This is a genomic window from Streptomyces sp. NPDC056835, assembly GCF_042789485.1.
GTDB lineage: Bacteria > Actinomycetota > Actinomycetes > Streptomycetales > Streptomycetaceae > Streptomyces.
Genome location: NZ_JBHUBB010000015.1, coordinates 31,795 through 57,024, shown reverse-complemented (window position 1 = coordinate 57,024; position 25,230 = coordinate 31,795). Strand labels below are relative to the sequence as shown.

The following is a 25,230-nucleotide window of genomic DNA, read 5'->3' as shown; positions in this document are numbered from 1 at the left end:
GGTTTCCGCCGGTAGCAGGACGGCGCGCGTGTGTTTCTGGGCAGAGGTGCGTTGTCCAGGAGGTCGTGCCCATGAAGCGTGCCACGTCCGTTCCCACCCGCGCCGCGGTTGTCCGCGCCGCCGCCGCGCGCCGGGCCGCCCTGGTGGCGGTGCTGGTGCTGATCGCCTTCCTGGGCATGTCGATCGCGCCGTCCTCGGCGGCGATGCGGGACGCCGAGTCCCTGCCGCCCGCGTCCGGTTCCCGGGACCCGGCGGGTGAGGGACACCAGGACACCGCCGAGACCGTGCAGTCCGCCCCGGCCAGGCACGAGCGGACGGGCAGGGAGCCCCAACAGCCCCTGACCCACAGCGGACTGTTCGGTGAGCGGGTACCGGTTCCGTATGCCGGACGGTGCGTTCCGGTCTGGCCGCCGCGGGCGCCGGTCACTCCGCGCTGTGTGGTGCTGCGCTGCTGACAGGTCCGGCCCCTCAGTGCCTCGTGGGGCGCTGAAGTGCCTTTCGGACCACAGCAGTCGCTTTCTTCAGCACCTTCTCACCGTGAGGACACAGCCATGCCGATCGACCCCTTCGCCGCGCTCAACGCCATGATCCGCGCCGAGGCCGCGCGCTCCGACGCGTCGAACCTCCGTCGCCGGGCCCCGAGTCCGGGCGGTGGCTCGGACGACTCCGGGTGGGACTCCGAACCCATCGCCACCGCCGACCGGCGTCTCGCCGAGCGGCGTTCGCTCGACCAGCGTTCGATCGGCCGACGTGCCAAGGACGAGGAACGAGGTGAGCGCGGTACCGTTCAGTAACATCTCCCGCGCCCTCGCGCGCTGTTGACGACGGCCGGTCGCGTCCGCGCGGCCGGCCGTCCGGCGTGCGGCCGAAGTCCACCACGCCGCCGCGCGGTCCGCCGACCCGCGGTGTGCGGCGCCGCGAACAACCGTAGCGGATCCCGGCGTTCGTCCTATGAGAGAACCGGAAAATTCTCCGATGAACCGCGTGACCTTTTAACCCGCCCAACAGATGAACGGGACGGAAAGTACCGCTGTTCGAGGGAAACGAGGGTGAGGAGCCAACGATGAACGGCACGACAAGGACCATCTCCCGGTGGGCGGCCGGGATCGCGGCGACGGCGGTGGTGACAGGGGTGCCCGTCGGCACGGCGAGCGCGGACGAGACGCACCACGACTCGCACAACGGGTCGCGGTTCACGCTGATCCACACCGGCCAGATCGACGACCCGATGGAGGATGTGCTGGAGCACACGCTGCTGTTCGGGGACGGCTACCGCTGGGACTGACCCATCACCCGCCGGCCCGCGGCACGGCCGCCGGGAGGGGAGCGCCGCCGGAGCCCTCCCCTCCCGGACGCTCCCGGAGACGCCGGTTCAGCGCACCGGAGCACCCGGACCGAGCGGGATGCCCACCGCCCACCAGACAAGGAACAGCGCGGTCCACGCGACCGTCATGGCCAGGGCCAGCGGCAGGGTGTACGAGGCCAGCGTGCCGATCCCCGCGCTCTTGCGGTAGCGCTGGAGGAAGCCCAGCGCCATCACGAAGTACGGGCTCATCGGGGTGATCGCGGTCGACCCCGAGTCGGCGATCCGGAACAGCGCCTGGGTGGTCTCGGCGGGCACGCTCACCAGCATCAGCATCGGCACCAGAACGGGCGCGCACATCGCCCACATCGCCGACCCGCTGGTGACCATGACATTGACCAGCGTCAGCAGGACGAGGATCAGCAGGAACACCAGGACGATCGGCATCCCGCTCTGCTCCAGCGCCTCGGCCGCCCTGACCGCGAGCACATCACCGATATGCGTCCAGTCGAAGTACGCCAGGAACTGGGCTATCGCGAAGAACAGCACCAGCACCGGCGCCATCTGCATGATGCCCCGGCCCATCAGCTTCGGTATGTCACCGGCCGACTTGACCGAGCCCGAGCGGTATCCGTACACGATGCCCACCAGCCCGAAGACCAGCGCGACGACCGCCGCGATACCGTCCAGGAACGGCGACTCCACGATGCTGCCGCCCTCGCCGCGCAGCGGTGACGACTCGGGCACCATGACCGCGACGAGCACCACGAGCGCCGCCAGCAGGGCGAGTACGGCCGCGCGCAGCGCCGAGCGTTCCCGCGCGCTGAGGTTGAGCGTGCCGAGGTCCTCCAGATCGGCGTCGGGATCCGCGTCGAGATCGGGCCGCTTGCTGAGGACGAACTTCGTCACCAGCGTGATGACGAGGGCCAGCAGCAGCGACGAGGCGATATTGAAGAACCAGTTGCTCAGCGGCGACACATACGCGTCGTCACCGCCCACGATCCGCGCCGCGGCGGTGGTGATCCCGGCGAAGATGGCGTCGTTGGGCGTGGGGACCGGGCTCGCGTCGTACCCCGAGGCGATGGAGGTGTACGCGACGACGATGCCGAGGATCGGGGAGCGCCCCACGGCCCGGAAGGCCAGCCCGCCCAGCGGTACGAGGATGATGTACGCGGCGGCCGAGGCGACATGGGAGACGGTGCCGGCGAAGGCGACGGCGAACACCACCCACGAGGCCGGTACCCGCGAGACGCCGACGCGCATCAGCGCCGCGAGGAAGCCGGTGCGCTCGGCCACGGCGACACCCATGATCACCACGACGATGGTGGCCATCGGCGGGAAGGTGGCGAAGTTCTCGATCATCGTCGAGACGGCCATGGCCAGCCCGTCACCGCTGAGCAGATTCTGCACCGTCACGGTCTTGTGGTCGCTCGGGGAGACGACGGAGACATCGGCGGCGGCCAGTATCGCGCTGATGACCGCGAGCAGGGCGGAGAGAATCCAGAACAGCCAGAACGGGTGCGGCAGCGCGTTGCCCGCCCGCTCGATGACGGCCATCGCGCGGACGATGAGCGGGAGTCGGGTTCCGTCGTCGGACCCTTCGCCGCGCGCGGCGGGTGGTGGGGAAGGTCTGCCTGGTGGTGCGGGTGTCGGCGTGGTCATGGGAGCGGGCTCCTTGCTCGGTTCCTGCGATCGGCGGGGACGGGGGCGCGGCGGGTCTCAGTGACGGGGGGAAGCGGGGGTACGGAACGGGCGCAGGAACTGCCACATGACCTCGTGCGCCTCGATGGTCCGGGTGGTGTAGCCGCCGCCGCTGTAGCTGTCGGCGCCGGGCCAGGTGTGTCCGCCGTCGGTGACCGCGACATGCCGTACCTCGGCCCCTCGGTCGCAGCCACGCCAGCGGGAGACGGTGATGTCGGGCTCGGTCACCCGGTCACGGGCGCGGGAGGCGCAGCCGTTCCGCTCGGCCCACCGCGCCACCCAGTCCTGGATGGCGGGGAGTCCGCGGTCGGCGTCCCCGGCGTACGGGATGGTGACATCACCCGTGCCGTGGAAATCGATGACGGGCACCGGACGGGACGGCTCGCACGGCTCACCGGTGGGATAGAGGGCGGCGGCGACGGGCGCGATGGCGGCGATCCGGTCCGCCATGCGGCAGGCGAGCAGGGTGGAGACGAACCCCGCCCCGTTGGACTTCCCGGTGGCGTACACCCGCCGCTCGTCCACGCAGAGGGTGGACTCCAGCCGGTCGAGGAGGTCTTCGGTGAACCGGACGTCGTCCACCCCCGCCGCCGCGTACGGGGCGCCCTGCCACGCCTGGCGGTCCCCGTCACCGGTGCCGATGACCCCGTTGGGGTAGACCACGACGGCCGGCAGGGTGGAGAGCCCGGAGAACTCCTCGGTCCCCGCACCGGTGTTGCCCCGGCCGTGGAAGGCGAGGACGACCGGCCAGTCACGCTTCTCGGTGTATCCGTCCGGGAGATGGAGCTGATACGTCCGCTCCCGTCCGTCGCTGCTGATCGTGTGCGACACGCTGGTGCCGGGCGTCTGGGGGGCGGGCAGCCGGCAGGCGGCCTTGGACGTGCCCCGCGGTACGGGGGCGGAGGCCGCGCTCGCGGTCGTCGCTCCGGTCGAAGCGAGGCACAGGACGAGGCCCACGGCGGCGGTCGCCATCCGCTGGAGGGAGTTCATGGCAGGCTCCTTCTGCCGGACGCCTGGGGGCGGACGGCTCACTGGATTTCGGGGGGTGCCCCGTGCGACGGGGCGGGGATCGCGGCTCGGAGGCGCGACGCGTGACACCTGAGGTGTACTGAACGATGCGTACCGCGTGCGGCGTGCGGGCTGACGAGGAGCGCTCACGCGCGGATGCGGTGCGCGAGGGGTGTTGTTACGGACCTGGCGGTGCGGGCGGGTGCTGCCTACGGCACCAGGCACGCCGTTGCGGTGGCGGCGCGGGCGGCGCGGTGCCGTCTGCGGGGAAGTGGCGGGCGTGGGCGCCCGGTTCAGGCGTCCAGCCACTCCTTGACGAAGGCGACCACACGGACCACAACGGCGTCGACGACCGCCTGTCCGTCCTCGGTGGTCGCCCGGCGCGGGTCACCGAGGATTCCATTGGGGCTGAGCCGGTCGTAGCGCACGACGAGCGCGGGGTGGGCGCCGTGCCGCGAGAGCCGGGAGAGCGGGTCGAGTTGGGCGGTGGAGGTCGTACCGGCGGTGAGCCGGTCGGTGTGCACCAGTTCGGGCGCGAGATGGAGCATCTGCGCGGTCTCGGCCTCGCCGCTGTGACCGTGCACCTCGCTGACCCCCATCCCGGACACGACATCGGCCGCGAGCGGGGTGACGGGGGTCCAGGCGAACTGGAGATCGGGGTGGGTGGTGAGCAGATCCTGTGCCACCGTGGACAGGGTGGCGTTGTTGCCGCCGTGTCCGGTGATGACGAGCACCTTCCGCCAGCCGTGCCGGTACAGGCTCTCGACGTACTCCCGCACCACGGCGGCCAGGGTCGTGGTGGTGAGCGTGACCGTACCGGCGAAGGCGAGATGGTGCGGTGAGACCCCGACCGGCAGCGCGGGGCCGATCACCGCGCGGCCGGCCAGTGCGGCGGCCACGCGCTCGGCCACACCCTCGGCCCGGATCGTGTCCGTGGCCAGGGGCATCGCGGGACCGTGCTGCTCGAACGCGCCGGCCGGGATGATCACCACGGGGCTCGCCGTGACGGCGGTGGCCGCCTCCTCGGTGGTCATCTCGGCGAGTCGCGTTGGCCGCGCGGCGTTCATCGGCGGATCTCCGGATCTGTGGTGGCGCCGTCTTCCGCGGTCGTCGCCGCGTCGGTGTCCGCTGTCCCGGTATCCGCTGCCCCGGTGTCCGGGAAGTCGGCGGCGAGGACCGCCTCGCGGATGAAGCCCAGATGCTCCCGGGTCAGCCGCTCGGCCGCGTCCGCGTCCCCGTCCCGTACCGCCTCGAAGATCTCCACATGCTCCGCGTGGTCCCGTGCGCGGTCGTTGTAGCGATGCCGGATCTCGACCTGATCCCGCGCCCTGACCTGGAGCAGCGCCTCGACGGCCTCGCGCAGCAGCGCGTTGCCGCTCGCGGTCGCCAGCACCACATGGAAGTGCATCGAGGCACGCAGCGACTCGCGCGGCGGATGCAGCGCGTTGGCCGCCGCGGTCCGCAACTGCTCCACCGCCTCCGGTACGCGGGTACGTGCCGCGGCGGCGGCCACGGCGGGTTCCAGGACCAGCCGCGCCTCGACGAGTTCGAGCACCGATTCGCGACTGCCGCGCGGCAGATGCGGGTTGGCGAGCAGCCGTCGCTCACTGCCCGGTCCCACATACGTCCCCGAGCCGTGCCGGAACTCCACCACACCGGTGGCCTCAAGCCTGCGCAGGGCCTCGCGGACCGTGGGCGTGGTGACGTCGAACCGGCGGGCGAGGTCACGCGAGGACGCCAAGGCGTCCCCGGGGACCAGCCGTTCGGTACGGATGATCTCGACGATGCTGTCCGCCAGATGCTCGGACAGTGACAGTTCACTGCGACTCATGAAGTGAATAGATCACTTGATCTCTTCGAGTGTCAATGGTCGTGCGCCGATGTATTTCCGACGCGTTACGGCCGTGCCCGGTCCAGACTCTCCCGCTCGATCAGCCGGGGGAGCGGCACTTGTACGGTGCGGGCCCCGCCGCCGTCGAGCAGTGCGGCCAGCTCCGTCGCGGCGATCCGGCCGAAGGCGACCGAGTCGCGGGAGAGCGCGGTGAGCCAGGGGCGCACCAGTCGGCACAGGGCCGAGTCCTCCCAGGAGATGACCGAGACATCGCCGGGTACGGAGAGACCGAGCCCGGTCGTCACCGCCGCCCCGGCCGCGGCCATCACATCGTTGTCGTAGATCAGGGCGGTCGGCGGGCGGTCCTCCTCCAGTACCCGGCGGGTCACCGCCGCGCCCTGGGTGTCGGAGTAGTCCGTGGTCAGCGAGCGCGCCTCGGGCAGCCCGCGCCGGTCGGCCTCGATCCGCAGCGAGCGGATACGGCGCTCCGTGTGGGCGAGCGAGGGCAGCCCCGCGATATGGACGATACGGCGGTGCCCCAACGCGTGCAGCCGGCCCACGATGGCGGCCATCGCGCCCGCGTCGTCGGCCCGTACCTGCGACAGGCCGGGGTGGCGGCCCGTATCGCCGGCGGGCAGCGCGCCGATGACGACACCGGGGAGTCCCAGCTCGTCCAGGAGATCGGGGCGGGGGTCGTCGGTCCTGGGGTCCACGACCAGCACGCCGTCGACGCGGTGCTCCGCCCACCAGCGCCGGTAGACCGCGCACTCGGCGGGCACATCCTCCACCACCTGGAAAAGCAGGCCGAGTTGACGTTCTGACAGGATCTCCTGGATGCCGGAGATCAGCTGGAGAAAGAACGAGTCGACACCGAGGGTCGCCGCCGGACGGGCCAGCACCAGGCCGACCGTCGCCGAGCCCTCGCCCGACAGCGCGCGGGCGGCGGTACTGGGCCGCCAGCCCAGCTGTTCGGCGACCCGGCGTACCCGGTCGCGGGTCACCTCGGAGACCCCGGGGCGGTCATTGAGCGCGAAGGAGACCGCGCTCTCCGAGACCCCGGCGCGCTGGGCGATGTCCTTCATGGTCGGACGGCGCGGGGGAGTACGTCTGGCCGTGGGGGTGTCCCTGTCCGACGGCGGGTTCGCTGCCACCCGTGTGCCTCTCTTCTCGCGTTCCCCGCTGCGTTCCGGGGTGTGCAACGGGGGCATCGCGGGGCCTTCCGGCCGTACCGGACGAGCCATGTGGACCCCGTACTAATGCGCTTGAGTCCGAGCATCCTAAAGCGCATTAGTGTCATACCGCAAGGAAAGCAAAAGAACGGCTCTGAGCTGCTGTGACACCACGATGATGGGCCTTTGTCGCACGAATGTGTTGACTTTCACCCCAACACATTGCAAGGTCTGCTGGTAATTCGCAGCCGTGGCCCGCAGCTCCGGCTGGCCGTACGCACGCCTGGTCCGAGCAAAGGAGCCGTTCTCCGTGCGCATCTCCCGAAGAGCAGTCGCTGTCGCCGCTGTTCTCGCCACCGTTCTGCCGCTCAGCGCCTGCAGTGGAGGTTCCGGCGAGGACTCCTCCGACGCCTCGGGCCCGGTCAAGGGCAAGATCACCTTCCAGACCTGGAACCTCCAGGCCAACTTCAAGGACTACTTCAACGGAGTCATCAAGGACTTCGAGAAGAAGTACCCCGACACCGAGGTGAAGTGGGTCGACCGGCCGGCCGAGGGCTACGCCGACAAGCTGAGCGCCGACGCCGCCGGCGGCACGCTGCCCGACGTCGTCAATGTCTCGCCGGACCTGGTGGCCCCGCTGGCGAAGGCCGGGCTCGCGCTCGACCTCGACAAGGACGAGACGGCGGCCTCGTTCCGCGACGAGTATCTGCCGGGCGCGTGGCAGAGCCACCAGCTCCCGGGCATGGACGGCACGTACGGCTTCCCCTGGTACCTCAACACCGGCCCGATGTTCTACAACAAGCGGCTCTTCGAGGAGGCCGGACTCGACCCCGAGAAGCCGCCGACGACCTACGACGAGGTCTTCGACCAGGGGCTCAAGCTGGCCGAGCGGAGCGACGGCGAGATCGCCACGCTCGCACAGGTGCCCACCATCGAGGACTTCGGCCGCTACGGCGTCCAGCTGATGAACAAGGAAGGCACCGGCTTCGCCTTCAACGACGCCAAGGGGGTGGAAATGCTCACCCGCTACAAGGAGTTGTTCGACAAGAAGGCGCTCGACCCGCAGGCGCTGACCGCCACGCCCGAGTCCTCCGGGACCAAGTTCCTCACCGAGTCCGTGGCCATGAACCCGGGCAGCGCGCTGGACCTGGAGAACTTCAAGACCAAGGCCCCGACGCTCTACAAGAACATCGGGATCACCGACCAGGTCACCAGCACCGGCAAGGTCAACATGTATGTCATGGGCGTCATGGTGAACGAGAAGAGCCAGCAGAAGCCCGCCGCCGTGGCGTTCGCCCACTTCGTGACCGACGCGACCCGTCAGATGTCGTTCGCCAAGCAGGTCGCCATCTTCCCGAGCACCAAGGGGTCCCTGGACGACCCGTACTTCACCAAGGAGGACGGCACCGACGAGACGCGCGTACGCGTCGCCGCCGCCGAGTCCCTGAAGACGGCCGTCAATTACACGCCCGTCCTGTTCAGCGAGCAGATGAAGACCGAGCTGCGCAACCAGGTCGCCAAGGCGCTCCAGGGCAAGCAGAGCCCCCAGGAAGCACTCGACCGCGCGGTCGAGGCCTGCGACACCCTGCTCAAGTAGAGCTGAGAGCCGAGCCCCGCACCATGAAGAGCACCACCGCCCCCAGGGCGCTGTCCTCGGACGCGGCCGCGGCGGGGACCACGCTCCGGAGCCCCGGCTCCGGGCGTGGGCCCCGCGGCCCCGCGACCGCCATCAGACGCCAACTGCCCACCAGTCCCTGGCTGTTCGCCGCGCCGGGGCTGCTCATCGTCGGCGCCTTCAGCCTCTATCCGTTCCTCAGCACGCTGGTCAACTCCTTCACCGACCGGCGGACCCTGGTCGCCGGCGAGTTCGTGGGGCTGGCCAACTTCCGGGAACTGCTCCAGGACGAGATGTTCTGGATCGGCCTGCGCAACAGCGCGCTGTATGTCGTGGGGGTCGTCCCGGCGCTGATCGTCCTGCCTCTGCTGCTCGCCATGCTCGTACAGCGAAATATCCCCGGCATCACCTTCTTCCGCTCCGCCTTCTACACCCCCGTGGTCGCCTCGATCGTGGTGGTCGGGCTGATCTGGGTGTGGATGCTGGACGACCGGGGGCTGATCAACGCGGTGCTCGAAGCGGTGGGGGTCGGCAGGATCGGCTTCCTCAGCGACCAGTGGCTGCTGCTGTTCAGCGCGATGGCCGTCACGGTCTGGAAGGGCCTTGGCTACTACATGATCATTTACCTGGCCGCGCTGGCCAACGTACCGCGCGAGCTGCACGAGGCCGCCGCCGTGGACGGGGCGGGCGCCATCCGCCGCTTCGTCACCGTCACCGTACCGGCGGTCCGTTCCACCATGGTCCTCGTCGGTGCGCTGTCCTCGGTCGCCGCCTTCAAGGTGTTCTCCGAGGTCTATCTGATGGCCGGGCCCAGCGGTGGTCCCGCCGGCGAGGACACCACGCTGGTGATGCTCGTCCAGCGCGTCGGGACCGGACTGAGCGGCCGGGTCGGCTATGCCTCCGCCATCTCCGTGGTGGTCTTCGTCGTCACGGTCGCCCTGATGCTGCTGGTGCTCCGCGCCGACCGCAAGGAGGACGCGTGAGCTTCCCCAAGACCATCGACGCCGAGGGCCGGCGCATCGCACCCTGGCAGCTCGCCCTGCGGTACGCCCTGCTGCTCGTGATGCTGGCCGTGATGATCGGGCCGTTCGTGTGGCAGCTGTCCACCTCGCTCAAGGGCATGCACGAGGACATCTACAGCTCCCCGCCCACGTTCCTGCCGAGCGAGCCGACGCTGGACAACTTCGGCCGGGTCGCCGAGATCATCCCGGTCTGGGACTACGCGTTCAACTCGCTCAAGGTCGCCTCCGCCAATGTGATCACCAACTGTGTCGGCGCCGCGCTGGCCGGTTACGCGCTGGCCCGGATGCGCTACCGGGGCCGCCGCGCCGCGACCCTGGCGTTCATCCTCGCCATGCTCGTGCCCGTCGAGGGCATCATCATCGCCCAGTTCACCACCATGCGTGATCTCGGTCTGAACAACACCCTGCTCGGGGTGCTGCTGCCCGGATCGATCGGCGCGATGAACGTCCTGCTGATGCGCAACGCCTTCCTCAACCTCCCCCAGGAGGTGGAGGAAGCGGCCTTCGTCGACGGCGCCAACACCTGGCAGCGGTTCCTGAGGATCGCGCTGCCGTCGGTCAAGGGCACCCTCGCGGTGGTGGCGATCTTCGCCTTCATGGGCGCCTGGGACGACTTCCTCTGGCCGCTGATCGTCCTCAGCGACCCGGAGAACTTCACCCTGACCATCGGACTGAACTATCTGCACGGCACCTTCGCCCAAGACCCGCGGCTGGTCGCGGCGGGTACGGTCATCGCGGTCGTGCCGCTCATCGTGCTCTTCGCCTGTCTCCAGCGTTACTTCTTCCGAGGCGTCGGCGAAGGCGCCGTAAAGGGCTGACCGGCCCGACCCGCGGATCCCGCACCCCCGCCCGCACTCCTCGCACCCACGCCCGCTGTCCAACGCACCACAGAACCAGGACAACGTTGCCAGTATGAGCACTCCCGCGCCGCGCTTCGGCGCCAACTACACGCCCAGCCAGGGCTGGTTCCACCACTGGCTGGACTTCGATCTCGATGAGGTACGCGCCGACCTGGACTCGATCGCGGGTCTCGGCCTCGACCACATCCGGGTCTTCCCGCTCTGGCCGCTCTTCCAGCCCAACCGGGCGCTGATCAGGCCCCGCGCCGTCGAACAGCTGGTCCAGCTCGCCGACGCCGCCGCCGAACGCGGTCTGGACGTCAATGTCGACGGACTCCAGGGCCATTTGTCGAGCTTCGACTTCCTGCCCGCGTGGACCCAGACCTGGCACCGGCGGAACATCTTCACCGACAACGATGTCGTCGCCGGACAGGCCGAATATCTCCGTACGCTCGCCGCCGCCCTCGCCGACCGGCCGAACTTCCTCGGCATGACCATCGGCAACGAGATCAACCAGTTCTCCGGGCCGCCGCACCCCGATCCCGACCCCATCACCCCGGCGCAGGCCGCCGACTGGCTCCGGCGGCTGCTGGACGCCTGCGAGGAGGGTGCGCCCGGGAAGCTCCATCTGCACGCCGAGTACGACGCCGCCTGGTACCAGGACAAGCACGCCTTCACCCCCGCGCACGCGGCCAGGATCGGCGCCGTCACTGCCGTACACTCCTGGGTCTTCAACGGCACCGCGCAGCGGCACGGCCGTACCGGCACCGCCACCGAGCACCACGCCGCCTATCTGATCGAGCTGTCCAAGGCATGGGCCCTGGAACCGCACCGGCCCGTCTGGCTCCAGGAGGTCGGCGCCCCGGCGCCGCTGATCCCGGCCGAGCACGCCGCCGCGTTCACCGAGGCGACCGTGGCCAACGCGCTGGACTGCCCCGACGTCTGGGGCATCACCTGGTGGTGCTCGCACGACGTGTCACGTTCGCTCGCCGACTTCCCCGAACTGGAATACAGCCTCGGCCTGCTGACGAACGACCGCGAGGTCAAGCCGGCCGGGCGGTCCATCGCCCGGATCGTCGAGGAGTGGCGCGGCAGAACGTACCGCCCGGAGCCCCGCACCACCGCGCTCGTGGTCGATATCGGCGACGACGAGACCGCGGACTGTCCGACCGGGGACGGTGAGCAGACGTCCGCCCGGAGCACCTGCGGTCCCGGCGGGGCGTTCTTCGAGGCCTTCGCGCGGCTCACCGAGGCCGGCGCCCGCCCCACCTCAGTCCTCGCGAGCCGCGCCGAGGACACGGAGCATCTGGCCGCCCGCGGAATCACCGAGGTCGTCCACCCGGACCAGGTCAGGTGAGTCAGCGGAGCCCAGCGAGTCCGGTGCCGAGGGAAACGGGCAGTCACTGACCCATGGCCCGAATCCCCTGACCCGTGTACGAGTAGTCCCTGACCCTTCCCGGTAACCCGCACCCACACGTATCTCAGGAGCACCCCTTCATGCACGACGACCGCAGCCTGGTGGAGGCCCGCCTCAAGCGCGTACTCGACGAGCGCGTCCGGCCCGCCGTATATCCCGAATCGATACCGCTGGACGTCGCTGTCTGGAACGCGCCGGGCGAACCCGTACCCGTCGAAGAGGGCCTGGCGGGCCCGGCCGAGCCGGTCAGGGCCGGCGACCGGTGGGGCGCCCCCTGGGGCACCAGCTGGTTCCGGGTCTCCGGGACCGTCCCCGAGAAATGGGCGGGCCGTACGGTCGAGGCGATCCTCGACCTCGGCTTCGACGAGAACATGCCCGGCTTCCAGTGCGAGGGCCTGGTCTACCGGCCCGACGGCACTCCGGTGAAGGGCCTCAACCCGCGCAACCAGTGGGTACGGATCGGAGCGCCCGTCGCGGGCGGCGAAGAGGTCCTGCTCCATGTCGAGGCCGCGTCCAACCCGGTGATCCTCGACTACCACCCCTTCCTGCCGACTCTGCTCGGTGACAAGGAGACCGCGGGCAGCGAGCCGCAGTACACCCTGGCCCGGATGGATCTCGCGGTCTTCGACGAGACCGTCTGGCAGCTGATCCAGGACCTGGAGGTGCTGGGCGAGCTGATGGCCGAACTGCCCCTGGACGGCGCCCGCCGCTGGGAGATCCTGCGCGCGATCAGCCACGCGCTCGACGCGGTCGACCTCCAGGACGTGAACGGCACCGCGGCAGCGGCCAGGGAACGGCTCGCCGAGGTCCTGGCGACCCCCGCGCCGCCGACCGCCCACCGCCTCAGCGCGGTCGGCCACGCCCATATCGACTCCGCCTGGCTGTGGCCGCTGCGCGAGACGGTACGCAAGGTCGCCCGTACGACCGCCAATATGACCGCGCTGCTTGAGGACGAGCCGGAATTCGTCTTCGCGATGTCGCAGGCGCAGCAGTTCGCCTGGATCAAGGAGCACCGGCCCGAGGTCTACGCCAAGGTCAAGCGGGCCGTGGCCGACGGCAGGTTCGTACCGGCCGGCGGTATGTGGGTGGAGTCCGACACCAATATGCCCGGCTCCGAGGCGATGGCCCGGCAGTTCGTGCACGGCAAGCGCTTCTTCCTCGATGAGTTCGGCATCGAGAACGACGAGGCGTGGCTGCCCGACACCTTCGGCTTCGCGGCGGGACTGCCGCAGATCATCAAGGCCGCCGGGTCCAAGTGGCTGCTCACCCAGAAGATCAGCTGGTCCACGATCAATACATTCCCGCACCACACCTTCCGCTGGGAGGGTATCGACGGGACCCGTATCTTCACCCACTTCCCGCCGGTCGACACCTACAACTGCTCGATGACGGGTCAGCAGATCGCCCACGCCGCGAAGAACTTCAAGGAGAAGGGCGTCGCCAGACACTCCCTCGCACCGACCGGCTGGGGCGACGGAGGCGGCGGCACGACCCGCGAGATGATCGCCAAGGCGGCCCGGCTGCGCAGTCTCGAAGGCTCCGCGACGGTCGAGTGGGAGACGCCCGGTGAGTTCTTCGCCAAGGCCGAGGCGGAGTACCCGAACCCGCCGGTCTGGGTCGGTGAGCTCTATCTGGAGCTGCACCGCGCCACCCTCACCAGCCAGGCGAAGACCAAGCAGGGCAACCGGCGCAGCGAGCATCTGCTGCGCGAGGCCGAGCTGTGGGCCGCGACCGCCGCCGTACGCACCGGCGCGCCGTACCCGTACGAGGAACTGGACCGGATCTGGAAGACCGTGCTGCTGCACCAGTTCCATGACATCCTGCCCGGCTCGTCGATCGCCTGGGTGCACCGCGAGGCGGAGAAGACGTACGCGGCCCTCGCGGCCGAGCTGAACGGGATCGTGGACACGGCGCAGCGCGCCCTCGCCGGGGACCCTTCCGGCGGGACGACCCTGCTCTTCAACTCCGCGCCGCACGCGCGCGGCGGTGTCCCGGCGGGCGCGGCGGGACCGGTCGGCGGGAGCGGCAGCGCGCAGCTGTCGGCGCGTGAGGGCGGCGGGTATGTCCTCAGCAACGGGCTGCTGGAGGTGGAGATCGACGGCCGGGGCCTGGTGGTGTCGGTCTATGACATCAGCGCGGAGCGCGAGACCGTCGCCCCCGGCGAGGCCGCCAACCTCCTCCAGATCCATCCCGACTTCCCGAACCAGTGGGACGCGTGGGACGTGGATGAGTTCTACCGGAACACCGTCACCGATCTGACGGACCTCGACACGCTCTCCCCGGTCGAGGACGGCGACGCCCCGGCCGGTGCGCTGCCGGCCGGCGCGGTCGGTGTCCGGGTCGTGCGCGGCTTCGGCTCCTCGAAGGTCACCCAGCTGCTGACGCTCACCCCCGGGGTCAAGCGGCTCGACATCGACACCGAGGTCGACTGGCACGAGACCGAGAAGTTCCTCAAGGCGGCCTTCCCGCTGGATGTCCACGCCGAGCGGTACGCGTCGGAGACCCAGTTCGGCCATGTGTACCGGGCCACCCACACCAACACCAGCTGGGAGGCGGCCAAGTTCGAGGCGTGCAACCACCGCTTCGTGCATCTGGAGGAGCCGGGGTGGGGCGTCGCGCTGGTCAACGACTCGACGTACGGACACGACGTGACCCGTACGGTCCGCGCCTCGGACGCCGGTACGACCACGACCGTCCGCGTCTCGCTGCTGCGCGCCCCGCGCTTCCCGGACCCCGAGACCGACCAGGGCGTCCACCGCTTCCGGCACGCTCTGGCGCCCGGTGCGTCGATCGGTGACGCGGTCCGCGAGGGCTACCGCGTGAACCTGCCGGAGCGCCGGATCTCCGGCGACGCCGAGGTCTCCCCGCTGGTGAGCGTCGACAACGACGCCGTCGTCATCAGCGCCGTGAAGCTGGCCGACGACGAGAGCGGCGATCTGGTCGTACGGCTCTACGAGTCGACCGGCGGACGGGCCAAGGCACGGGTCGGCATCGGCTTCGAGGCCACCGCACTGGCCGTGACCGATCTGCTGGAGCGTCCGCTGGCCGAGGTGGAGCCGCCGGAGTTGGCCGGCGGATCGGTCCAGCTCGCGCTGCGCCCGTTCGAACTGGTCACGCTGCGGCTGACGCGCGGCTGATCGTACGCCGGCACACGCGGCGGGCGCCCCGGGGGAACGGGTCGTCCGCCGTCGTGCCGTCATGTGTGCGGCCGGTGGTCCAGCGCCTGCGCGGCCACCAGATGGAGGAACTCCCGCTCGTTGCCCGCCAGGCCCGCCGCGTCGAGCGCTTCGTCCGCCTCGGCGATCGGGGCGGCCAGCAGCCGCGCCGCCGGGGACGCCTGCGACGGGTCGTCCAGCACGGCGCGTACGGCCGCCAGAAGGCGCAGATAGGCCCGCGCGGCGGTGCACTCACCCGATGTGCTCGATGTCAGGGACGTGGTGGTGGTCATCCCGGCTTCCTCCCGATGGATCTGTCGGACCCTCAAGTCTGGGTCATGGGTCTGACAACCGGCCCGAGGAACGGCCGGGCCGCAGGCGCCGCCATGGCGCCCTCGGACGCCGGGACCACAGCTCCGGCCAGGTCCGGATCAGCAGCCAGGCCGCGGACATCGCGAACAGCGCGGCGGTGATCAGCAGCCAATGGCCCAGGAAGACATCGATATCGAGCCCGGTGGCCGGCTCGTACGGCTCCGGGGTACGCAGCACCAGCGGCCAGTACACCAGCAGCAACAGCGACGAGAGAAAGGCCGGCACGCGTACGTAGTTGACGCCCGCGCGCGCCACCGGCCGCCGACTCCGCGCCAGGGCGGTCCTGACGGCCCGGTCGCCGAGCGCGTACACCGGCACCAGCAGGAGATCGTGCAGCACCGCCGCGCCCACCAACCAGAGCACGATCAGCGGCCAGTCGCCCGCGAGCAGCCGGACCCCGGCGTACCCGCACACCGCGAACGAGGCCAGCAGAATCAGGAGTTGGGCGGGGGACTCCCCGTACAGCCGGCGGAAGCGCCGTCGCACGTCCAGGCGACGGCGCAGGTCCCGCGGGCTCACCCGGGGCATTCTCAAACGGGCCATGACGACTCCCCGAAGCTCAGCCGCCGGACCCACTTGGTGTTCATCACACCCGGCGCGCCCGGCACGATCACCCGCGCCGGATAGCCGTGATCCGCGGACAGTTCGGCGCCGTTGACCCTGAGGGCGAGCAGCGAGCGCGGATCGCGTACCTGGTTGTCCCGCAGGGCCACCTCCCGGAAGGAGCCGTGCGACTGCGTCGACTCCACGAACACGCTCGGCGGCGCGTCCCCGAGCCCCACCAGGGCGGCGAGATCGCGCAGCCGGACCCCCTCCCAGTGCTGGTCGGAGGTGGACCAGCCCTCCACACAGGCGATCGGCAGCGCGGAGCCGTGCTGGGGCAGCCGTTCCAGCTCGGCCCGGGTCAGTACGGTCTCCCGGCCGCCGCCCCGTACGGTCAGCCGCCAGTCGGGACCGATGTCCCGCGCGCGGATCCCGACGTCCCCCGCAGTCTTGTTGATCTGGAAGCCGTTCGGACCGGAACCGGGTTCGCGGCCGTGCGGGGCGAGCAGCGCCGTACGGCGCAGCGGGCCGCCGATGCTCTGACCGGCCGTCACCACGAGCAGCGCCAGCGAGCCAAGCCCCACCATTCCGAGCGCGCCGCGCCGCGAGAGGGTGGGCGGCGCCGGATCGCGGGAGACAAGGCCGGTCTCGTCCAGCGGCTCGGGTACGGTCCGCGCCACCGGAGTCCGCAGCTCCGCGCGGAGGTCCCGGCCGCGCAGCGCCCGCACCGTACGCGGCAACCGCAGGGCGGCATGGGCGACGAACGCCCCGATGAACACCCACGCCCCGTAGAAGTGCAGCGGATAGAACGAGCCCGGGAAGATGTACTCCAACTGGACGTTGAGCACGCCGGTGACGAACTCGAACAGCCCGCCCCCGACGAGGAACAGCAGGGACAGCCGGTCCAGCGCGTGGCCGGGCGAGCGTACCGGCGGCATCACGAACAGCTTCGGCACGACCGACCACAGCTTCGCGAGCAGCACCGGTACGAGCACGATCCCGAGCGTCACATGCACGCCCTGCGTGACGCGGTAGAGCCAGTAGGGGTCGGTCGGCCAGTCGAAGAGATAGAAGCCGAGCAGCCCCTTGTCCGGTGTCTTGTCGTTGACCGGGGACAGATCGGGGTTGTACGCGAGATAGGACACCAGCCCCGTCAGGAAGAGGACGGGGATGCCGATCAGCAGCACCACGGCGAAGACGGACGTCAGCCAGGGGCCGCGCAACGGGCTGCGCCACACGGGGGTGAGGCGGTCGGGGACTTTCATACGGGTGACCGTAGAGCGCGGGACGCGCCGGATCCGGTTTCGACGCATGACGAAACCCTGACGTCCGTCGTTCGCCCACCCCGAGCGGCGGGAGATCTGACGGTTCGATGACGCGGCCTGTCGATCGCCCCGGTACGGGGGAGCGCACGCCTAACGTGACGCCGTGACCCTGCTACCCCGCCCCGGCACGGGCTCCGGAACCGCGCGAACCCCGGGGACTCCGGAAGCCGCGCGCACAGCGCCCGACCCCGCGCACCGCTCGGGCCGCCTGCTCGACCTGGTGGCGGCCGGAGCGGGGGCGCTCCTCTTCGCCGTCGCCGCCGTGGCCGGCACCCTGATCGAGCACTACGACGGGACCCTGCACGTCAGCTGGCCGCCCCTGCTGGCCGAGTGGATGCCGCACCTCGGCCCCGGCACGCTCCCCGCGCTGGGGACCGCCGTCGCGGTGATCGCGTACGGCCCGCCCCTCGCCGCCCGGCTGTCCTGGCGCCGGCTGACGTGGTTCAGCTGGGCCGCCGCGCTGGCCTGGACCTGGTCGCTGGCGCTGGTGGACGGCTGGCAGCGCGGTGTGGCCGGCCGGCTGACCACCCGGCACGAGTATCTGAGCGGTGTCGACCGGTTCGAGGACATCCCCGCCACCCTGCGCGACTTCACCCGGCACATCCTGATCGGCCCGCCGGACAACTGGCCGACCCATATCGCGGGCCATCCGCCGGGCGCCGTCCTGACCTTCGTCGGACTCGACCGGATCGGGCTCGGCGGCGGCGCGTGGGCCGGCGCGTTCTGCGTGGTCACCGGCGCCTCGACGGCCGCCGCCGTCCTCGTCACGCTGCGCGCGCTGGGCGCCGGACGCGCGGCACGGGCGGCGGCCCCCTTCCTCGTCCTCGCCCCGGGCGCCGTATGGGTCGGCGCCTCCGCCGACGGTTACTTCGCGGCCGTCGCCGCCTGGGCGCTCGCCCTGCTGGCGCTCGCGGCCACCCGTACCGTCCGCGCGCCCTGGGCGGCGGCGCTCGGCTCCGGCCTGCTGTTCGGGGTGACGGTCCATCTGTCGTACGGGCTGACGCTGATGGTCGTCCCGGCCGTCGCTGTGCTCGTCCTCGCCCGTACGGCACGGCCGCTGCCGATGGCGGGGTTCGCCGTGCTGGGCTTCGCGGCGGTGGCGGTGACGTTCCTGCTGGCCGGCTTCCGGTGGTGGGAGGCGTACGGACTGCTGGTGGAGCGCTACTACCAGGGCGTGGCCCGGGAGCGCCCGTACGGCTACTGGGTATGGGCCAACGGAGCCGGCGTGGTGATCGCGGCGGGACTCGCCGCGGTCGCCGGGATCCGGCGCCTGCCGGCCGCCGTCCGCGGGGCCCGGGGCTCCGCCCGGGGCCCCGGGAACGCCGACAGGACCGTCGCCCTGCTGGTGGCCGCCGTGCTCCTGGCGCTCCTGGTCGCGGATCTGTCGGGGATGAGCAAGGCCGAGACGGAGCGCATCTGGCTGCCGTTCACGCTCTGGCTTCCGGCCGCCGCCGCGCTGCTGCCCTCCCGCGACCACCGGGGCTGGCTCGCGGCCCAGGCCGGCCTTGCGCTCCTCGTCAACCATCTGCTGCTGACGGTCTGGTGACCGCCGCGCGGGCAGCGGTCCCGCATCAGCTTCGACGCGCGCCCTACGGAGCGCGCGAGGTCAGATAGGCGACCGTGGCCGGATCCGCCGGGAGGAACGTCTCGATGGCCAGCTCGGCGACCGTCACGTCCATCGGGGTGTTGAAGGTGGAGATGGACGAGAGGAAGGAGAGCACCCGCCCGTCGTGCTCGATGATCATCGGCAGCGCGAAGCTCGGCCCCGCGACGGAAGGGAGCGCACCCGCGTCCCCGCCAGGCGCCGCGCCCCCAGCGGGCACCGCGCCCTCCTCCGCCCCGGACTCCGGCAGCGGATACGCCGCGACCTCGTCGTACACGGCGCGCAGCGCCGGGGAGCGGTCCAGCGCGAGCTGGCGCTCCATCTGGTCCAGCAGATGCCCGCGCCACTCCGGCAGATTGCGGATGCGCGGAGCAAGTCCCTCCGGATGGAGGGTGAGCCGCATCGCGTTGAGCGGCGGCGCGAGCAGCTTCGCGGGCAGCCCCTCCATCAGCATGGCGATGCCCCGGTTGGCGGCCACCACGGTGTACGTCCCGTCCACGACGACCGCCGGATACGGCTCGTACCCCCGGAGCAGCCGCTCCAGCCCCTCACGCACGGCGTCCATGGCGGGGTCGTCCAGCGCCGTCTCGGTGAACCGGGGCGCGTAACCCGCCGCAAGCAGCAAGGTGTTGCGCTCCCGTACCGGCACATCGAGCCGATCGGCGAGCCGCAGCACCATCTCCTCGCTGGGGCGGGCGCGGCCCGTCTCGATGAAGCTGATGTGCCGGGCGGACGAATCCGCCCGGATCGCCAGCTCCAGCTGGCTGACCCGACGCCGCTTGCGCCAGTCGCGCAGCAGCGGACCGACGGCCGGCTCGGCGGCACGAGCCACCGTGAATCCGGCCGCCGTGACCTGAGCCGTCGTACCGCTGGCTGCCATAGGAGGACCGTAGTGCACCGGTCCGGGCAGGGGCGTACGGGGTGCGCGCGGCACGGCGGCCCCGGCGGCGCGGAGTGACGACGTATCGTCGGCCGCGTCGCTGCCCGTTCCCGAAAGGAGCCCCGGCCATGGCCGCCGAGCCGCTGTCGCAGAACGAGATCGAGGACCTGCTGCGGGAGCTTCCCGGCTGGTCCGTGGAGAACGGCCTGCTGACCCGTACCTACCGGCTGGGCACCCACTTCGCGGCGACCGCGATGGTCGTCCATATCGCCCAGACCCAGGAGGAGTTGAACCACCACTCCGCTCTGACCCTGGGCTACAACACCGTCTCCCTCGCGGTGAGTACACATGACGCGGGCGGCGCCCTCACCGCGCGCGACGCCGGACTGGCACGGCGCGTCGAGGCGTTCGCTCCCGTGCACGGCGCCGCCTGACGGCTGCCGCCGGTCCCGCGAACGGCCCTTCGGCCGGTCCATTTACGCTGGTGACCATGGACGTACTGGCGGGACTCCTCGACGGACCTCGGGCGCGCGGGGCTTTTCTCCTGCGCATGGTGATGGAGCCGCCGTGGTCCGTCCGGATCGAGGACCGGGCCCCGCTCTGTCTGATGTGTGTCACCCGCGGTGAGGCCTGGATCATCCCCGACGGCGGCGGTGATCCGGTACTGCTGCGCCCCGGGGACGTCGCGATCGCCCGCGGCCCGGAGCCGTACATCACCGCCGACAGCCCCGGCACCGCGCCCCGCGCGCTGATCGGCCCCGGCGGCGCCTGCCGCACCCTGGAGGGCCGGCCGCTCGCCCAGTCCATGCACCTGGGCGTACGGACCTGGGGCAACGCCCCGGACGGCGGGACGACCGTCCTCACCGGTACGTACCAGATGGACGGCGAGGTCAGCAGACGGCTGCTGGACGCGCTGCCGCCGCTGCTCCATCTGCCGGCCGACGTCTGGAACTGCCCGCTGACGCCCGTCCTCGACGACGAGATCTCCCGGGACGAGCCGGGCCAGAGCGTGGTGCTCGACCGAGTGCTCGATCTGATGCTGATCGCCGTGCTCAGGGCGTGGTTCGCGCGGCCCGGCGCGGAGGCGCCCGGGTGGTACCGCGCCATGGCCGATCCGGCGGTCGGCAACGCCCTGCGGCTGCTCCAGAACGAGCCGGCCCGACCCTGGACGGTCGCCTCGCTCGCCACCGCGTGCGGGGTCTCACGGGCCGGGCTCGCCCGCCGCTTCACCGAGCTGGTCGGGGAGCCCCCGATGGCGTATCTCACCGGCTGGCGGCTCGCGCTCGCCGGGGATCTGCTGCGCGGCACGGACGCGACGGTCGAGTCGGTGGCCAGGAAGGTCGGCTACAGCGGTTCGTTCGCGCTGAGCGCGGCCTTCAAACGGGTACGCGGTGTCAGCCCCCAGGAATACCGGTCGGGCGCGCTGCCGGTCGGCTAGGTCCTGGGCCCTAAGTCCTGGGACGACAGCGCCGTCGGCCGGAACCGGCCGACGGCGCCGCGGTGTTCAGGGTCAGCTGTTGACTTCCGCCGGGTCGGAACCGAGGCGCCTGCCCTCGTCCAGCGCGGCGAACGCCGCCAGATCGTCGGCGTCCAGCTCGAAGCCGAAGACGTCGATGTTCTCCTGGATCCGGGACGGGGTCACGGACTTGGGGATCACCACGTTCCCCAGCTGGAGGTGCCAGCGGAGCACCACCTGCGCCGGGGTCCTGCCGTGCTTGTGCGCGACGGCGGCCACCGTCGGGACATCGAGCAGCCCCTTGCCCTGGCCGAGCGGCGACCACGCCTCGGTGGCGATGGAGTGCTTCGCGTGGAGGGCCCGGGACTCGGTCTGCTGGAGCTGCGGGTGCAGCTCGATCTGGTTGACGGCGGGGACCACGGAGGTCTCGCCGAGCAGCCGCTCCAGGTGCTCGGGAAGGAAGTTCGAGACACCGATGGCCTTGGCACGGCCCTCGCCCAGGATCTTCTCGAACGCCTTGTAGGTGTCGACATAGGTGTCGGCGGCCGGCTTCGGCCAGTGGATCAGATAGAGGTCGACGTACTCCAGGCCGAGCTTCCCCAGCGAGGTGTCGAAGGCACGCAGCGTCGTGTCGTAGCCCTGCTCGCTGTTCCACAGCTTGGTGGTGACGAACAGTTCCTCACGGGCGATCCCGGAGGCCGCGATGGCCTTGCCCGTGCCCTCTTCGTTGCCGTAGATGGCGGCGGTGTCGATGCTGCGGTAGCCGGCCTCCAGAGCGGTGCCGACGGCCCGCGTCGCCTCGTCGTCCGGGACCTGCCAGACGCCGAAGCCGAGCTGGGGCATCTCGATGCCGTTGTTGAGAGTGAGGGTGGGGACCTTGCTCACGAGCGGTCGATCCTAACGTCGTCGGTTTCTTCTCCGGAACACAACGGTCACGGCCGCGGGCGGATTCCCGCGGTCGTGGACGTCAGTGGCGCCTCAACGGTAGAGCGCGTCCACCTCGACCGCGTAGGCGGCCTCGATCGCCTTGCGCTTGAGCTTCAGCGACGGTGTCAGCAGCCCCAGTTCCTCGCTGAAGGGATGCGCGAGGATCCGGAACGTACGGATCGACTCGGCCTGGGACACCGCCGTGTTCGCGGCCACCACCGCGCGCCGGATCTCCATCTCCAGATCCTTGTCCCGCACCAGCTCGGTGGGTTTGAGCGGGGGCCTGCCCTGGAGGGACAGCCAGTGGTCGACGGCCTCCCGGTCCACGGTCACCAGCGCCGCGATGTACGGCCGGTCATTGCCGACCACGATGCACTGCGACACCAGCGGATGCGCCCTCACCCGGTCCTCCAGGGCGCCGGGCGAAACACTCTTGCCGCCCGAGGTGACCAGGATCTCCTTCTTCCGTCCGGTGATGGTCAGATAGCCGTCCCCGTCGAGCGAACCGAGGTCGCCGGTGGCCAGCCAGCCGTCGTGCAGTACGGCGTCGGTGGCCTTGGGGTCGTTGAGATAGCCGGAGAAGATCTGGCCGCCGCTCAGCCACACCTCGCCGTCCGCGGCGATATGCACCGAGGTGCCGGGGATCGGCTGGCCGACCGTGCCGTAGCGGGTACGCTCCGGCGGGTTGGCGGTCGCCGCCGCGCAGGACTCGGTGAGCCCGTACCCCTCGTAGACGGTGACGCCCGCGCCCGCGAAGAACAGCCCGAGCCGCCGGTCCATCGCGGAACCGCCCGACATGGCGTGCCGTACCCGGCCGCCCATCGCGTCACGGACCTTGCTGTAGACGGCCTTCTCGAAGAACTGGTGCTGCACCCGCAGCGTCGCGGAAGGGCCGGGACCGAGACCGAAGGCCCGGTGCTCCAGCGCCTCCGCGTACCGCACCGCCACCTCCACGGCCTTGTCGAAGGGCCCGGCCTTGTCGTCCGTCTCGGCCTTGCGGCGCGCCGCGTGGTAGACCTTCTCGAAGACGTACGGCACGGCCAGGATGAAGGACGGCCGGAACGCCACCAGATCGGGCAGCAGCGCGCTCGCCTGGAGGACGGGCTGATGGCCCAGCTTCACCCGGCCGCGGATCGCCGCGATCTCGATCATGCGTCCGAAGACATGCGCGAGTGGCAGGAAGAGCAGGGTCGACGCCTCGTCACCCGGCTTGGAGCGGAAGACCGACTCCCAGCGGTTGAGGACCGTGTCCGCCTCGAACATGAAGCAGGCGTGGGTGATCACACACCCTTTGGGGCGTCCGGTGGTGCCCGAGGTGTAGATCACCGTGGCCACGGAGTCCGGTGTCACCGCCCTGCGATGCCGGTGCACCACCTCGTCGTCGATATCGGCGCCCGCCGCGAACAGTTCGCCCACCGCGTCGGCGTCCAACTGCCAGAGCCGTTTGAGCCTGGGCAGCCGGTCGATGACCGAACCGATGGTCATGGCGTGGTCCTCGTGCTCGACCATGCAGGCCGAGACCTCGGCGTCGTACAGCATCCAGTAGACCTGTTCGGCCGAGGACGTGGGATAGACCGGTACGGACTGCGCGCCGACCGCCCAGAGCGCGAAGTCGAAGAGCGTCCACTCGTAGCGGGTACGGGACATGATCGCGACCCGGTCACCGAACCGTACGCCGTGCGCGAGCAGCCCCTTGGCCAGCCCCAGCACCTCGTCACGGAACGCCGCCGAGGTCATGTCCCACCAGTGCCCCCGCTCATCCTTGCGGCCGAGCGCGACGCGTCGCGGATCGTCCACGGCATGATCGAACACGGCGTCCGCGAGCCCACCGACGTGGGGGGCGGCCGGCAGAGGGGGGACGGTGAACTCGCGCAATGACTTGCTCCTTGTGGCGCTCCGCGCAGCGCGGGTGACGGTACCCCAACGGGCGCTCCGGGGGGAGAGCGTCCACGGAACCGGGACGAAGCCGTATCACCACAGGTCAGCGCCCGATTCGGGCCCGCTTTCGCAGGCTCGTGAGGGACATCTGACCCTGGAGTAAGTGGCCGGTGGGGGAATCTCCACCGAATCCGTACGCCGCTGTCACGCACGCTCTACCGCACCGGGGTTCTTGGTCTGTACCTGTGCCCCTCCGCCGGTGCACCGTCAGTTGTCCGCCGCCGGACGGTGCAGCCGGTCGCCGCCCGCCAGGATCGCCGCGGCCAGCGCGTCGGCCGCCTCCTGGGCGTCCGGGCGGCCGCGGCGCCGGCCGTGGAGCAGGACGAAGTCCACCCCGCCCAGCTCGGGCAGCCCCGCCTTCGCCGGGACCGGCACCAGGCCCGGTGGTATCAGCCCCCGGGTGTGCGCCATGACGCCGAGCCCCGCGCGGGCCGCCGCGATCAGTCCGCTCAGGCTGCCGCTCGTACACGCGATGCGCCAGCGCCGGTCGTGCGCCTCCAGCACCTCCAGCGCGCGGGCACGGGTGAGGGCGGGCGGCGGAAAGGCGATCAGCGGGACCGGACGCTCCGGGTCGAGGCGCAGCCGCGATGCCCCGATCCAGGCCAGGGTGGACTGCCAGACCAGCTCGCCATGGCGGTCGCCCGTGCGGCGTTTGGCCAAAACCAGATCGAGCCGGCCGTCCGCCAGCTGTTCGTGCAGGATGCCGGAGAGCTCCACGGTCAGCTCCAGGTCGACCTCGGGATGGTCGAGCCGGAAGGTCTCCAGGATCTCCGGGAGCCGGGTGAGGACGAAGTCCTCCGAGGCACCGAACCTGAGCCGGCCGCGCAGCCGGGTGCCGGTGAAGTAGGCCGCCGCCCGGTCGTGGGCCGCCAGGATCGTGCGGGCGAAGCCGAGCATGGCCTCGCCGTCCTCGGTCAGCTCCACGCTGTGGGTGTCCCGGGTGAACAGGAGCCGCCCCGTCGCCTCCTCAAGACGGCGGATGTGCTGGCTCACCGTGGACTGGCGCAGCCCCAGCCGGTGCGCGGCCCGCGTGAAACTCAGGGTCTGGGCCACGGCCAGGAAGGTGCGCAGCTGTCGTGGGTCGTACATACCGCCAGGTTAGAGCGTTATCACGGACCACGATGAC

23 protein-coding genes are annotated in these 25,230 nt (G+C 70.9%); 11 read left to right on the top strand and 12 right to left on the bottom strand.

Translation table 11 applies throughout. The features are described from left to right. Window positions 1-71: 71 nt before the first annotated feature. The 3 genes from ACFRMN_RS18930 to ACFRMN_RS18920 all read left to right on the top strand — a co-directional run bounded on the left by ACFRMN_RS18930 (window position 72) and on the right by ACFRMN_RS18920 (window position 1,285). On the top strand, window positions 72-455 hold the full coding sequence (locus ACFRMN_RS18930) for a hypothetical protein (RefSeq protein ID WP_383020722.1): 384 nt from the start codon (window positions 72-74) through the stop codon (window positions 453-455). Window positions 456-551: 96 nt separating this feature from the next. After that, on the top strand, window positions 552-794 hold the full coding sequence (locus ACFRMN_RS18925; RefSeq protein ID WP_383020719.1) for a hypothetical protein: 243 nt from the start codon (window positions 552-554) through the stop codon (window positions 792-794). Window positions 795-1,063: 269 nt separating this feature from the next. Then, a complete protein-coding gene (locus ACFRMN_RS18920; RefSeq protein WP_383020716.1) occupies window positions 1,064-1,285 on the top strand; it encodes a hypothetical protein in 222 nt (73 codons plus the stop codon). A gap of 87 nt (window positions 1,286-1,372) precedes the next feature. Here ACFRMN_RS18920 and ACFRMN_RS18915 read toward each other — a convergent pair whose 3' ends face one another. From ACFRMN_RS18915 to ACFRMN_RS18895, 5 genes are all read right to left on the bottom strand, one after another. Beyond that, complete coding sequence (locus tag ACFRMN_RS18915) at window positions 1,373-2,965, bottom strand: AbgT family transporter (protein ID WP_383020713.1); 1,593 nt, start codon at window positions 2,963-2,965, stop codon at window positions 1,373-1,375. A 57-nt stretch (window positions 2,966-3,022) separates the two neighbouring features. Next, window positions 3,023-3,994: an alpha/beta hydrolase family esterase gene (locus ACFRMN_RS18910; protein WP_383020711.1), complete on the bottom strand. Its 972-nt coding sequence runs from the start codon at window positions 3,992-3,994 to the stop codon at window positions 3,023-3,025. Window positions 3,995-4,305: 311 nt separating this feature from the next. Next, the gene (locus tag ACFRMN_RS18905; RefSeq protein ID WP_383020708.1) at window positions 4,306-5,079 is read right to left on the bottom strand and encodes a creatininase family protein; all 774 of its coding nucleotides are present in this window, start codon (window positions 5,077-5,079) and stop codon (window positions 4,306-4,308) included. After that, window positions 5,076-5,843 carry a FadR/GntR family transcriptional regulator gene (locus tag ACFRMN_RS18900; protein WP_383020705.1) on the bottom strand — a complete coding sequence of 256 codons (768 nt, stop codon included), beginning with the start codon at window positions 5,841-5,843 and terminating at the stop codon, window positions 5,076-5,078. The genes ACFRMN_RS18905 and ACFRMN_RS18900 overlap by 4 nt, the downstream gene beginning before the upstream one ends. Before the next feature lie 65 nt (window positions 5,844-5,908). After that, window positions 5,909-6,925, bottom strand: coding sequence for a LacI family DNA-binding transcriptional regulator (locus tag ACFRMN_RS18895; RefSeq protein ID WP_383020702.1), 1,017 nt, complete (start codon window positions 6,923-6,925; stop codon window positions 5,909-5,911). A gap of 397 nt (window positions 6,926-7,322) precedes the next feature. Here ACFRMN_RS18895 and ACFRMN_RS18890 point away from each other — a divergent pair, with 397 nt between their 5' ends. From ACFRMN_RS18890 to ACFRMN_RS18870, 5 genes are all read left to right on the top strand, one after another. After that, entirely contained in the window at window positions 7,323-8,609 is a 1,287-nt protein-coding gene (locus ACFRMN_RS18890; RefSeq protein WP_383020699.1) for an ABC transporter substrate-binding protein, read from the top strand. Between the two features lie 23 nt (window positions 8,610-8,632). Then, on the top strand, window positions 8,633-9,610 hold the full coding sequence (locus ACFRMN_RS18885) for a carbohydrate ABC transporter permease (protein WP_383020696.1): 978 nt from the start codon (window positions 8,633-8,635) through the stop codon (window positions 9,608-9,610). After that, window positions 9,607-10,467: a carbohydrate ABC transporter permease gene (locus ACFRMN_RS18880; protein WP_383020693.1), complete on the top strand. Its 861-nt coding sequence runs from the start codon at window positions 9,607-9,609 to the stop codon at window positions 10,465-10,467. The genes ACFRMN_RS18885 and ACFRMN_RS18880 overlap by 4 nt, the downstream gene beginning before the upstream one ends. A gap of 94 nt (window positions 10,468-10,561) precedes the next feature. Continuing rightward, window positions 10,562-11,845 carry a glycosyl hydrolase gene (locus ACFRMN_RS18875; protein ID WP_383020691.1) on the top strand — a complete coding sequence of 428 codons (1,284 nt, stop codon included), beginning with the start codon at window positions 10,562-10,564 and terminating at the stop codon, window positions 11,843-11,845. Between the two features lie 140 nt (window positions 11,846-11,985). Then, window positions 11,986-15,042: an alpha-mannosidase gene (locus tag ACFRMN_RS18870; RefSeq protein ID WP_383020688.1), complete on the top strand. Its 3,057-nt coding sequence runs from the start codon at window positions 11,986-11,988 to the stop codon at window positions 15,040-15,042. A gap of 59 nt (window positions 15,043-15,101) precedes the next feature. Here the strand turns inward: ACFRMN_RS18870 and ACFRMN_RS18865 are convergent, their stop codons facing one another. The 3 genes from ACFRMN_RS18865 to ACFRMN_RS18855 are packed head-to-tail and all read right to left on the bottom strand — an operon-like array spanning window position 15,102 to window position 17,240. Continuing rightward, window positions 15,102-15,353 (bottom strand): hypothetical protein, encoded by a 252-nt coding sequence (locus ACFRMN_RS18865; protein ID WP_383020685.1) that lies wholly within the window; start codon window positions 15,351-15,353, stop codon window positions 15,102-15,104. 43 nt (window positions 15,354-15,396) lie between these two features. Further along, complete coding sequence (locus ACFRMN_RS18860; protein ID WP_383020683.1) at window positions 15,397-15,951, bottom strand: hypothetical protein; 555 nt, start codon at window positions 15,949-15,951, stop codon at window positions 15,397-15,399. A gap of 11 nt (window positions 15,952-15,962) precedes the next feature. Beyond that, window positions 15,963-17,240, bottom strand: coding sequence for a molybdopterin-dependent oxidoreductase (locus tag ACFRMN_RS18855; protein ID WP_383020680.1), 1,278 nt, complete (start codon window positions 17,238-17,240; stop codon window positions 15,963-15,965). Window positions 17,241-17,409: 169 nt separating this feature from the next. On the opposite strand from ACFRMN_RS18855, the gene ACFRMN_RS18850 reads away from it, so the two are divergent. After that, on the top strand, window positions 17,410-18,846 hold the full coding sequence (locus tag ACFRMN_RS18850; RefSeq protein ID WP_383021037.1) for a hypothetical protein: 1,437 nt from the start codon (window positions 17,410-17,412) through the stop codon (window positions 18,844-18,846). Between the two features lie 43 nt (window positions 18,847-18,889). Here the strand turns inward: ACFRMN_RS18850 and ACFRMN_RS18845 are convergent, their stop codons facing one another. Beyond that, complete coding sequence (locus tag ACFRMN_RS18845; protein WP_383020678.1) at window positions 18,890-19,783, bottom strand: helix-turn-helix domain-containing protein; 894 nt, start codon at window positions 19,781-19,783, stop codon at window positions 18,890-18,892. Between the two features lie 128 nt (window positions 19,784-19,911). Between ACFRMN_RS18845 and ACFRMN_RS18840 the strand changes: the two genes are divergently transcribed. Together ACFRMN_RS18840 and ACFRMN_RS18835 are read left to right on the top strand one after the other, a co-directional pair. After that, a complete protein-coding gene (locus ACFRMN_RS18840; RefSeq protein WP_383020676.1) occupies window positions 19,912-20,217 on the top strand; it encodes a 4a-hydroxytetrahydrobiopterin dehydratase in 306 nt (101 codons plus the stop codon). Between the two features lie 56 nt (window positions 20,218-20,273). Continuing rightward, complete coding sequence (locus ACFRMN_RS18835) at window positions 20,274-21,221, top strand: AraC family transcriptional regulator (protein ID WP_383020673.1); 948 nt, start codon at window positions 20,274-20,276, stop codon at window positions 21,219-21,221. A 72-nt stretch (window positions 21,222-21,293) separates the two neighbouring features. Here ACFRMN_RS18835 and ACFRMN_RS18830 read toward each other — a convergent pair whose 3' ends face one another. The 3 genes from ACFRMN_RS18830 to ACFRMN_RS18820 form a co-directional block, all read right to left on the bottom strand. After that, window positions 21,294-22,124, bottom strand: a complete 831-nt coding sequence (locus ACFRMN_RS18830; RefSeq protein ID WP_383020670.1) for an aldo/keto reductase — start codon at window positions 22,122-22,124, stop codon at window positions 21,294-21,296. A 93-nt stretch (window positions 22,125-22,217) separates the two neighbouring features. After that, the gene (locus ACFRMN_RS18825; RefSeq protein WP_383021035.1) at window positions 22,218-24,017 is read right to left on the bottom strand and encodes an AMP-dependent synthetase/ligase; all 1,800 of its coding nucleotides are present in this window, start codon (window positions 24,015-24,017) and stop codon (window positions 22,218-22,220) included. A 294-nt stretch (window positions 24,018-24,311) separates the two neighbouring features. Then, window positions 24,312-25,193 carry a LysR substrate-binding domain-containing protein gene (locus ACFRMN_RS18820; protein ID WP_383020668.1) on the bottom strand — a complete coding sequence of 294 codons (882 nt, stop codon included), beginning with the start codon at window positions 25,191-25,193 and terminating at the stop codon, window positions 24,312-24,314. Between the last annotated feature and the right edge of the window lie 37 nt (window positions 25,194-25,230).